General features: G+C 67.8%; 9 protein-coding genes. 6 read left to right on the forward strand and 3 right to left on the reverse strand.

The genetic code is table 11. The annotated features are described in order from the left end of the window. Positions 1-180: 180 nt before the first annotated feature. Positions 181-612, forward strand: coding sequence for an OsmC family protein (locus N5J73_RS14755; protein ID WP_005408443.1), 432 nt, complete (start codon positions 181-183; stop codon positions 610-612). A 98-nt stretch (positions 613-710) separates the two neighbouring features. On the opposite strand, the gene N5J73_RS14760 is transcribed toward N5J73_RS14755, so the two are convergent. Then, on the reverse strand, positions 711-1,589 hold the full coding sequence (locus tag N5J73_RS14760; RefSeq protein ID WP_049447528.1) for a PhzF family phenazine biosynthesis protein: 879 nt from the start codon (positions 1,587-1,589) through the stop codon (positions 711-713). A 70-nt stretch (positions 1,590-1,659) separates the two neighbouring features. Then, the gene (locus N5J73_RS14765) at positions 1,660-2,532 is read right to left on the reverse strand and encodes a PhzF family phenazine biosynthesis protein (RefSeq protein ID WP_049447527.1); all 873 of its coding nucleotides are present in this window, start codon (positions 2,530-2,532) and stop codon (positions 1,660-1,662) included. Positions 2,533-2,607: 75 nt separating this feature from the next. On the opposite strand from N5J73_RS14765, the gene N5J73_RS14770 reads away from it, so the two are divergent. The 4 genes from N5J73_RS14770 to N5J73_RS14785 all read left to right on the forward strand — a co-directional run bounded on the left by N5J73_RS14770 (position 2,608) and on the right by N5J73_RS14785 (position 8,650). After that, on the forward strand, positions 2,608-5,202 hold the full coding sequence (locus tag N5J73_RS14770) for a bifunctional aspartate kinase/diaminopimelate decarboxylase (RefSeq protein ID WP_049447526.1): 2,595 nt from the start codon (positions 2,608-2,610) through the stop codon (positions 5,200-5,202). A 76-nt stretch (positions 5,203-5,278) separates the two neighbouring features. Further along, complete coding sequence (gene murL / locus N5J73_RS14775; protein ID WP_049447525.1) at positions 5,279-6,631, forward strand: UDP-N-acetyl-alpha-D-muramoyl-L-alanyl-L-glutamate epimerase; 1,353 nt, start codon at positions 5,279-5,281, stop codon at positions 6,629-6,631. After that, the gene (murD, locus tag N5J73_RS14780; protein ID WP_049447524.1) at positions 6,612-8,021 is read left to right on the forward strand and encodes a UDP-N-acetylmuramoyl-L-alanine--D-glutamate ligase; all 1,410 of its coding nucleotides are present in this window, start codon (positions 6,612-6,614) and stop codon (positions 8,019-8,021) included. The genes murL and murD overlap by 20 nt, the downstream gene beginning before the upstream one ends. A gap of 95 nt (positions 8,022-8,116) precedes the next feature. Further along, complete coding sequence (locus tag N5J73_RS14785; protein ID WP_049447523.1) at positions 8,117-8,650, forward strand: hypothetical protein; 534 nt, start codon at positions 8,117-8,119, stop codon at positions 8,648-8,650. Positions 8,651-8,710: 60 nt separating this feature from the next. Here N5J73_RS14785 and N5J73_RS14790 read toward each other — a convergent pair whose 3' ends face one another. Then, a complete protein-coding gene (locus N5J73_RS14790) occupies positions 8,711-9,304 on the reverse strand; it encodes an SMI1/KNR4 family protein (RefSeq protein ID WP_049447522.1) in 594 nt (197 codons plus the stop codon). A 131-nt stretch (positions 9,305-9,435) separates the two neighbouring features. Here N5J73_RS14790 and N5J73_RS14795 point away from each other — a divergent pair. Next, a partial coding sequence (locus tag N5J73_RS14795) for a dienelactone hydrolase family protein (RefSeq protein ID WP_279941136.1) occupies positions 9,436-10,207 on the forward strand: 772 nt, incomplete at its 3' end.

Raw genomic sequence — 10,207 nt, forward strand, 5'->3', positions numbered from 1 at the left:
CCCGCCCATTGGCTGAGTGCGCGAAACCACTGAAAACAAGAGAAAAATGCGTTTCTGGTTGGCGAGGAAGTGTCCACGCGCCGGGTTCGGAAGACGACCTCCAGCGTGCGGCGGAGCGACGCAGGGCTAACGCCTCCCGTGCGAGGGTGAACGTTCATCACCGTCACGCAGGAGCAGCACATGGGAATCTCGCGACACGCCACCGCGCACTGGGAAGGCGATCTGAAGTCGGGCAAGGGCCAGTTGAGCACGCCGCAGAGTGGCCTGCTGGACAAGACCCGCTACGGCTTCAACAGCCGTTTCGGCGACGAAAAAGGTACCAATCCGGAAGAGCTGATCGCTGCCGCGCACGCCGGCTGTTTCACCATGGCGCTGTCGGCCAAGCTCGGCGAAGCCGGCTTTACCCCGACCTCGCTGGATACCGAAGCCAAGGTCGATCTGTCTCTGGAAGGCGGCCCGCAGCTGTCGCAGATCCGGCTGAAGGTGAAGGCGGTGGTGCCGGGCATCGACGCGACGCAGTTCCGCGCGATTGCCGATGACGCCAAGCAGAACTGCCCGGTGTCCAAGGCGCTGAGCGCGGTGCCGATCAGCCTGGAAGCCGAGCTGGGCTGAGCCGGCGCATCTGTAGAGCCGAGCCCAGGCTCGGCTCCCCGGCTGCCATGGTCTGGGCGGAGAGCAGCCGAGACTGAGGCCGGCTCTACAGCATTCCTTTACCAATCGATGGTGCCGGCAATCACCGTCTGCACCTGGCCACCCGACCAGACCTCACCGTCCTCGTCGACCAGCAGCGTCAGGCGCGCGTCGTGGCCGACTTCGCGGCCCTGGCTGACTTCAAACGGTGCACGGCCACGCGGCAGCGCGCCGCGCAGGTCCAGCCACGCGGCCAGCACCGCATTGGCGGCACCCGAGGCGGCGTCCTCGAAGCGGCGTCCATTGCCGACGAAGGCACGTACGGCCAGGTCGAAACCCTCGCTGCCATCGCTGAAGGCATAGGCGAACACGCCCATGCTGTCGGTGGATTCAGCCAGTGCGGCTACCGCATCCCAGTCCGGCTGCAGCGCGCGCAATGCCGCCTCGTCGGCCACCTGCACCACCCACCAGCTGCGCCCGCCCTGCATGCGCGCCGGTGGCAGCGTGCCTAGCGGCCAGCCCTTCAGTGCGGACTGCAGGCGTGGATCGGTCGCGTCGGCAGTTTCGGCCAGCTGCGCGCGCGGGGTACGGATGGCGATGCGCTGCCGCGCACCCTCACCGCTGACGCGCAGCGGCAGGGCGCCGGCAATGCCGTCCTGCACCAGCACGCCATCGATCGGCGTGGCCAGGCCCGCCTGCAGCACTGCATGCGCGGTGCCGACGCTGGGGTGGCCGGCGAACGGAACCTCCTTCTGCGGGCTGAACATGCGCAGCCGGTAACTGGCACCGGCGACCTGCGGCGGGAACACGAAGGTGGTTTCGGGCAGGCGCGTCCAGCGTGCGATGGCCTGCATGCTGGCATCGTCCAGGCCCTCGGCATCGAGTACCACGGCCAGCGGATTGCCAGCGCCGGCGCGCGGGGAGAACACATCCAGCTGCAGGAAACGGCGGGTGGTCATAGGGGGCAAACTCCGTAAAACGAGAGGGGATACGGTTGCGCCGGGCCATGCCCGGCGACCGTGCGCGGCGCTACCAATGGATGCTGCCGTCGATCACGCACTGCACCTGGCCGCCGATCCATACCGTGCCCTGCGCATCAACCTCGACCTGTACGCGGCCATCGCGGCCGACTTCGCGGCCCTGGCTGGCCACGTAGCGGCCCTCGCGGCCGGGCAGAGCGTCGCGCTGGCGCAGCCAGGCACCGATCAGGGCATTGGCGCTGCCAGTGACAGGATCTTCCGGCACGCTGGCCGCATCGGCGGGGCAGAACGCACGTACCACGCGGGAGTGGCCGGTGCCGGCTTCGGCGGCGAACACCGCCACGCCGGTGGCATCGGTGGCCAGGCTCCAGTCGGCCAGCGCGGCCATGTCCGGTGCCAGCCCACGTACGGCGGCGGCATCGCGTAGCGGCAACAGCCACCAGCGTGCACCGTTGTCCCACAGTTCGGGTACGTGCCCGCTGGCAGCCAGCGCCAGCAGCTCCTTCGGCGCGGCGTCCGCGCTGGTGTCCAGTTGCCGCGCCGGCGGGCTGGCCAGCTGGATCTGCAGTGCCTCGGCCGGACCGCTCACCCGTACCGGCAGCAGCCCCGCCGCGCATTGCTGCAGCAGGGCGCCGTCGCGCGATTGCGCCAGGCCGCAGGTCACCGCCGCCCAGGCGGCGCCGACGCTGGGGTGGCCGGCAAACGCCAGTTCGCGGGTCGGGGTGAAAATACGGATGTGGTAGTCGGCGCCCGGCGTGCTGGGGCGCAGGAAGAACACCGTCTCGGACAGGTTCAGCCAAGCGGCAAGGGCCTGCATCTGGCTACTTGAGAGCCCGTCGGCGTCCAGGATGACGCCCAGTGGGTTGCCGGTGCCGGGGCGGGGGGCGAAGACATCGAGCTGCAGGTAACGGAGGACGGCCATCTACGGTGATATTGCGCTTAGAATCAAAGGTTCCGCCCCCGAGGGCGGCTTCCCCACATTCTACATAGCCAATCCATGTCAGCTTCCCCCCTTGTCGATCGTTGGATCGTACTGAAGTTCGGCGGCACCTCGGTGTCGCGTCGTCATCGCTGGGACACGATCGGGAAGCTGGCGAAAAAACGTGCGGAAGAGACTGGCTCGCGCGTGCTGGTGGTGGTGTCGGCGCTGTCCGGGGTCACCAACGAACTGACCGCGATTGCCGACGGCGCACCGGACAGCCATGATCGCGTGGCGGCGCTGGTCGAACGCCACGAGGGCTTCCTGGTTGAACTGGGCCTGGGCCGCGAGGTGCTGGCCGAACGCCTGGCGGCGCTGCAGGGCCTGCTGGACGACGCGCGCGCCGCGACCCGTCCGCTGGACTGGCAGGCTGAAGTGCTGGGTCAGGGCGAGCTGCTGTCCTCCACCCTGGGCGCAGCCTACCTGCACGCCTCGGGCCTGGACATGGGCTGGATGGATGCCCGCCAGTGGCTGGATGCGATGCCGCCGCAGCCGAACCAGAGCGACTGGTCGCAGCGCCTGTCGGTGAACTGCCAGTGGCGTGCCGATGCCGAGTGGATGCAGCGCTTCCGCGCGCAGCCGACCCGCCTGCTGATCACCCAGGGCTTCATTTCGCGGCATGCCGATGGCGGCACCGCCATCCTCGGCCGCGGTGGCTCGGATACCTCGGCGGCGTACTTTGGTGCGCTGCTCGGCGCCAGCCGCGTGGAGATCTGGACCGATGTGCCGGGTATGTTCAGCGCCAACCCGAAGGACGTGCCGGATGCGCGCCTGCTGACCCGCCTGGATTATTACGAGGCGCAGGAAATCGCCACCACCGGTGCCAAGGTGCTGCACCCGCGCTCGATCAAGCCGTGCCGCGATGCCGGCGTGCCGATGGCCATCCTCGATACCGAGCGCCCGGAACTGCCGGGTACCAGCATCGATGGCAGCGCCGCGCCGGTGCCGGGCGTAAAGGCGATCAGCCGCCGCAACGGCATCGTGCTGGTGTCGATGGAAGGCATCGGCATGTGGCAGCAGGTCGGCTTCCTGGCCGATGTGTTCAACCTGTTCAAGAAGCACGGCCTGTCGGTGGACCTGATCGGTTCGGCCGAAACCAACGTCACCGTGTCGCTGGACCCGTCCGAGAACCTGGTCAACACCGATGTGCTGGCCGCGCTGTCGGCCGACCTGTCGCAGATCTGCAAGGTGAAGGTGATCGTGCCGTGTGCGGCGATCACCCTGGTTGGCCGTGGCATGCGCTCGCTGCTGCACAAGCTGTCGGACGTGTGGGCCACCTTCGGCCGCGAGCGCGTGCACATGATCTCGCAGTCGTCCAACGACCTGAACCTGACCTTCGTCATCGACGAGGCCGATGCCGATGGCCTGCTGCCGATCCTGCATGCTGAGCTGATCGACAGCGGTGCGATGCCGGTGGAAGAGACCGAAGTGTTCGGCCCGCGCTGGCGCGAGATTGCCGGCACCGTGCGTCCGCGTGGCACCCCGTGGTGGCGGGGCCAGCGTGCGCACCTGCTGCAGCTGGCCGATGCGGGTACGCCGCGCTACGTCTACCACCTGCCGACGGTGCGTGCCCGCGCCCGTGCACTGGCCGCGATCAAGCCGATCGACCAGCGCTACTACGCGATCAAGGCCAACAGCCACCCGGCCATCCTGCAGCTGTTGGAAGCCGAGGGCTTTGGCCTGGAGTGCGTGTCGCACGGCGAGCTGAAGCACGTGTTCCAGCACCTGCCGGAACTGTCGCCCAAGCGCGTGCTGTTCACCCCCAGCTTCTGCCCGCGCAGCGAGTATGAGGCGGCATTCGCGCTGGGCGTGACTGTGACGGTCGACAACGTCGAAGCACTGCAGCGTTGGCCGGACCTGTTCCGCAACCGCGAGCTGTGGCTGCGGGTCGACTTGGGCCGGGGCGAAGGCCACCATGCCAAGGTCCGTACCGGCGGCAAGGACTCCAAGTTCGGCCTGCCGATCGCCCGCGTCGACGAGTTCGTGCGCGCGGCCACCGATCTGGGCAGCCGCGTGGTCGGCCTGCATGCGCACCTCGGCAGCGGCGTTGAGACCGCGCAGCACTGGCGCCTGATGTGCGATGAGCTGGCCGGTTTCGCCCGCCGCATCGGCAGCGTAGAGACGATCGACATTGGCGGTGGCCTGCCGATTCCGTATTCCGCCGAGGACGAGCCGTTCGACCTGGACGCCTGGGCCGAGGGCCTGGCCGAGGTCAAGGCGCTGCATCCGGCATTCCGTCTGGCGATCGAGCCGGGTCGCTACCTGGTGGCCGAGTCCGGCGTGCTGCTGACCCATGTCACCCAGGTAGTGGAAAAGGACGGCGTGCGCCGCGTCGGCCTGGATGCCGGCATGAATGCACTGATGCGCCCGGCCCTGTACGACGCCTGGCACGATATCGAGAACCTCAGCCGCCAGGGCGGCTATGCCGAGGCGGCGTTCGATGTGGTCGGCCCGATCTGCGAATCCAGCGATGTGTTCGGCAAGCGCCGCAAGCTGCCGGTGTCGACCGCGCCGGACGACGTGATGCTGATCGCCGATGCCGGTGCCTACGGCTATGTGATGGCCAACACCTACAACCAGCGGATGCTGCCGCGCGAAGACGTGATCGAATGATCGCCGCGCGCGCCCTGCACCCGCCCACCGACACGCCCCGCGCCCTCGCGCGGGCCCGTGCCTGACCGGATACACCATGACTGCTTTCGACAAACACCAGGTTTCCCGCTTCCGCTTCGTCCGCTGCGAATTCGCCGCGGATACCGGCGTGGCCAGGCTGGTCTATGCCTTTGATGACGGCCCGGAGATGGTGGAAACCATCACCGTGCCGGGCGCCCCTTTCGTGCTGGACGAGGCGCGTGCCGCCGCCGTGCAGCGTGCGCTGCAGCTGCTGCACCTGATCGCAGGTGTCAGCTACTACAAGGCGGGCGTGCCGGAGACGGTCAGCATCGACAGCTACAGCATCGATGCCGATACCGCCGCACTGGTGGAGACCATTTACCTCAACGGCCTGGGCGAATTCGCCTACCGCAATGGCCTGAACCTGCGCGGCCGCTTCCGGTTGCCGGTGCAGGGCGAGGCCGTGCAGGCGCCGTCGCTGGGCCTGCAGCCGCACGCGCTGGTGGCCATCGGCGGCGGCAAGGATTCGCTGGTCAGCATCGAAGCGCTGCGCCGTGCCGGCGTGGACGAGACCGTGACCTGGATCGGTGGCTCGCAGCTGATCCGTGCGTGCGCCGAGCGCACCGGCCTGCCGACATTGAACCTGGGCCGCACGCTGGCACCTGAACTGTTCGAGTTGAATCGCCAGGGCGCATGGAACGGCCATATCCCGGTGACGGTGGTGAACTCGGCGATCATGGTGCTGGCCGCGTTGCTGCACGGCGTGGACCAGGTGGTGTTCTCCAACGAGCGCTCGGCCAGCTACGGCAGCCAGATTCCAGGCACCGGCGAAGTGAATCATCAGTGGTCCAAGGGCTGGGCCTGCGAGCAGGCGTTCGGCAGCCATGTGCAGAAGTACGTGGCGGCGGACCTGCAGTACTACTCGCTGCTGCGCCCGATGTCCGAGCTGGCGGTGGCCCGCCAGTTCGCCAAGAGTGACTTCTACGACGCGCATTTCTCCAGCTGCAACCGCAACTTCCACATCCTCGGCGAGCGCCCGGTGAACCGCTGGTGCGGCGTCTGCCCGAAGTGCCATTTCGTGTTCCTTGCGCTGGCCCCGTTCATGCCCAAGACGCGCCTGGTGCGCATCTTCGGCCGCAACCTGCTGGACGATGCCGAGCAGGCCGGTGGCTTCGACGCGCTGCTGGAATTCCAGGACCACAAGCCGTTCGAGTGCGTGGGCGAAGGCCGCGAATCGCGCGCAGCGATGGCGACCCTGGCGCAGCGTCCGGAGTGGAAGGAAGACGTGCTGGTGAAGCGCTTCTGCAATGAGATCCAGCCGCAGCTGGATGCCGTCGAACTGGAACTGGCACCGCTGCTGCAGCTGCAGGGCGAGCACCGCGTTCCGGCTGCGCTGTGGGAACGGGTGCGTGAAGATTTCGCAGCTTGAAGGAAAGCGCATTGCGCTGTGGGGCTGGGGCCGTGAGGGCCGCGCCGCGTTTGCGGTGCTGCGTGAGCGCCTGCCAACGCTTGGCCTGAGCCTGTTCTGCCCGGCCGCTGAAGCCGAAGCCGCGCGTGCGGAAACGCAGGGCGCGCTGGACGTGCGTGGCGAACCCTCGGCCGAAGCGCTGGCCGCGTTCGATGTGGTGATCAAGTCGCCCGGCATCAGCCCTTACCAGCCGATCGCGCTGGCGGCGGCGGGGCAGGGCGCCACCTTTATCGGTGGCACCGCGTTGTGGTTTGCCGAGCATGCGGGTGCCGATGGCATCGTGCACGACACCGTGTGCGTGACCGGTACCAAGGGCAAGAGCACCACCACCGCGCTGGTGGCGCACCTGCTGCGTGCCGCCGGCCACCGTACCGGTCTGGTCGGCAACATCGGCCTGCCGCTGCTGGAAGTGCTGGACCCGCAACCCGCGCCCGAGTACTGGGCGGTGGAACTGTCCAGCTACCAGACCGGCGAAGTGGCGCGCAGTGGCGCACATCCACAGGTGGCGGTGGTCCTGAACCTGTTCCCTGAGCACCTGGACTGGCACGGCAGCGAGCAGCGTTACATCGAAGACAAGCTGCGGCTGGCGACTGAAGCCGCGCCGCGCATCGCCGTGCTCAATGCCGCCGACCCGCACCTGGCCGCGCTGTCGTTGCCCGACAGCGAAGTGGTCTGGTTCAACCAGCCTCAAGGCTGGCACATGCGTGGTGACATCGTGCATCGCGGCGAACAGGCGGTGTTCGATACCCGCAACACGCCGCTGCCAGGCCGCCACAACCGCGGCAACCTGTGCGCGGTGCTGGCCGCACTGGAAGCACTGGGCTTGGATGCGGTGGCGCTGGCACCGGCGGTGCAGGACTTCCGTCCGCTGCCGAACCGCCTGCAGCGCATCGGCGTGGCCGATGGCCTGACCTACGTCAACGATTCGATCAGCACCACGCCGCATGCCAGCCTGGCCGCGCTGGAGTGCTTCGCCGGGCAGCGCATCGCCTTGCTGGTGGGCGGGCACGACCGTGGCCTGGACTGGACCGATTTCATGCAGCACATGGCCCACGACGTGCCGCCGGTGGAGATCGTGACCATGGGCAGCAACGGCCCGCGCATCCACGCCATGCTGCAGCCGCTGGCCGATGCCGGTCGCTTCGGTCTGCACGCGGCGGCGGATCTGCCCGAGGCGATGGCGCTGGCACGTGCCGCGCTGGGTGTGCAGGGTGGGGTGGTGCTGCTGTCGCCGGGTGCGCCGAGTTTTGGTGCGTACCGAGATTACGTGGCGCGTGGCCGTCATTTCGCCGAACTGGCCGGGTTTGACCCGGACAGCATCAGCGCGATTCCGGGGTTGGGTATCGGCTGATCCACCGGCCCGGGGTCGGATCCCTTTCCGCAGGAAAGGGCTGTGACCCCAGCGAGTTACCATCGGCGCATTCCCGGACGGATTCGAGAAGCCCGATGTGCACCTTCATCACCGTGTTCCTACCCACCTCGTTTGCGCACGTTGACGCCGCCGCGATCATGGAGCGCAGCGGCCGTCGCCTGTTCGCGCAGGATTCGCCCAGCCTGCAGGCCGCGGTCGGGCCTGGCTGGCAGCCGTGGCTGAGCGCCGTGCACTGCGATTGCGGCACGGCGCTGGCGTCGATGCGGGCCGAGCTGGAATGGAAGGGCGATGCCGACCGCTGGCGGAAGAAGGGCTGGAGCGAAGCGAAGATCGCCCGCGCGCTGGCCGAGCAGCGGGCGCGGCATGCGCAGGATCAGCAGGTGCGTCGCGATGAAGCAGTGGGCGACGCCGGCCAGTGGCTGCTGCGCATCGAAGCCCTGCTGGCCGCAGGCGCGGCGCGCGTCGGACTGCTGGTACGCGACTACGACGGTTCGGTCGGTGCCCGGCAGCCGAAGCCACCGGAACGTCACTGGCCGCGTGCGCGCCTGGCGGCCGCGGATCTGCTGGCGTTCGAGCCGGGCACCTTGCATTGGATCGAACGCGGGTGAGGCCGTCATCCACGCATGGCGTGGATCTACTGTAGAGCCGAGCCCATGCTCGGCTGGATTTCAGTCCTCATGCCGGATGAACGCGTAACCGCCATCAATCAGCTGCTGCAGATACGCATCGAAGCTGGGCGCGATGACTACGTAGCTGTCTGGATCGTGCAGGTAGCGCACCACCTGGCCGACCGTGCCGCCCGGCGCGGGATCGAAATCCAGGTACAGCATCGAGGTGCCGCCGTTGTTCATGCAGTGCGAGAAGCACAGCCGGCGGCTCATCGGCAGATCCGCGTCGATGCCTTCACCCAGAATCTCCGGCTCGTCATCCAGCCATTCTTCGTAGATGGAACGGATGCTGTCGTCCCACTGCTGCTGGTCTTCGAAGATCTGCGCGACCGAGCGCAGGTAGTACGGGTAGCCGCCGTCTTCCACGTCCGACCCGAGCATCAGCACGCAGACCCCGCCGCCGGGATACGCGCGGAAGTGGGTGCCATCCACGCGGGACAACAGTTCCACCAGGCTGTCAGGCACCTGCGGCCATTGCATGCGCAGGCGCTGCAGGTCTTCTGCGCTGGCACCCTGGACGTGAGCCCACTGCGGGGCATCGTCGGCGGGCAGGCGTGGGATCAGGCCAGACAGAAAGCGGTCAACAAGGTTCATGCGAAATAGGGGACGGAGGGGATTAAGTCGTATCCAACCACACCTGCGTCACGTCGCCAATGCAGAATGCGACGCGGGAGGGGCGAACACGGCTTAATCCCCTCCGTCCCCTTTTTTTGCGGAGCAGGCGCATGAATCGTTGGCGATGTGGTGTAGCGGTGATGCTGGGCCTGGCGGCGATGCCGGCGTGGGCGGCAATGAAGACGCAGCCGGTGGAGTGGAAACACCAGGGCACGACCTTCAGTGGCGTGCTGGTCTATGACGACGGCGACAATGACAAGCGACCTGGCCTGGTGATGGTGCCGAACTGGAAGGGTGTGAACGAGTCGGCCATCGAGAAGGCCAAACAGCTGGCCGGCGATGATTACGTGGTGCTGGTGGCCGATGTCTACGGAAAGGGTGTGCGGCCGAGGACCGATGCCGAGGCCGGGCCGGTGGCGACCAAGCTGCGCAACGATCGGCCGCTGCTGCGCGCGCGTGCGCTGGAAGCGGTGAACGTGCTCAAGGCGCAGGCCGGGAAGGTGCCGCTGGATGCCAGCCGGATCGGTGCGGTGGGCTTCTGCTTCGGCGGTACCACCGTGCTGGAGCTGGCCCGTGCCGGTGCGCCGTTGGCCGGTGTGGTCAGCCTGCACGGTGGGCTGGGCTCGCCACTGCCGGCGCAGGCCGGTGGCAGCCATCCTTCGGTGCTGGTGCTCAACGGTGCCGACGACAAGAGCGTGACCGCCGAGGACATCGCCGGTTTCCAGAAGGAAATGAACGCGGCCAAGGTCGACTGGGAGTTCACCAACTACAGCGGCGCGGTGCACTGTTTCGCCGAGCGCGATGCCAACAGCCCGCCGGGCTGCCAGTACAACGAACGGGCGGCCAAGCGCGCGTGGAAGGCGCTGGATGAGTTCTTCGAGG

Source organism: Stenotrophomonas sp. GD03654, from assembly GCF_029845105.1.
In the GTDB taxonomy this organism is placed as follows: Bacteria; Pseudomonadota; Gammaproteobacteria; order Xanthomonadales; family Xanthomonadaceae; genus Stenotrophomonas; species Stenotrophomonas africana.

Bases quoted from the DNA above. Each gene is read 5' to 3' on its own strand.
- murL (WP_049447525.1), top strand. From the start codon at position 5,279: ATGACTGCTTTCGACAAACACCAGGTTTCCCGCTTCCGCTTCGTCCGC.
- N5J73_RS14765 (WP_049447527.1), bottom strand. From the start codon at position 2,532: ATGGCCGTCCTCCGTTACCTGCAGCTCGATGTCTTCGCCCCCCGCCCC.
- N5J73_RS14760 (WP_049447528.1), bottom strand. From the start codon at position 1,589: ATGACCACCCGCCGTTTCCTGCAGCTGGATGTGTTCTCCCCGCGCGCC.
- N5J73_RS14790 (WP_049447522.1), bottom strand. From the start codon at position 9,304: ATGAACCTTGTTGACCGCTTTCTGTCTGGCCTGATCCCACGCCTGCCC.
- N5J73_RS14785 (WP_049447523.1), top strand. From the start codon at position 8,117: ATGTGCACCTTCATCACCGTGTTCCTACCCACCTCGTTTGCGCACGTT.
- N5J73_RS14770 (WP_049447526.1), top strand. From the start codon at position 2,608: ATGTCAGCTTCCCCCCTTGTCGATCGTTGGATCGTACTGAAGTTCGGC.
- N5J73_RS14755 (WP_005408443.1), top strand. From the start codon at position 181: ATGGGAATCTCGCGACACGCCACCGCGCACTGGGAAGGCGATCTGAAG.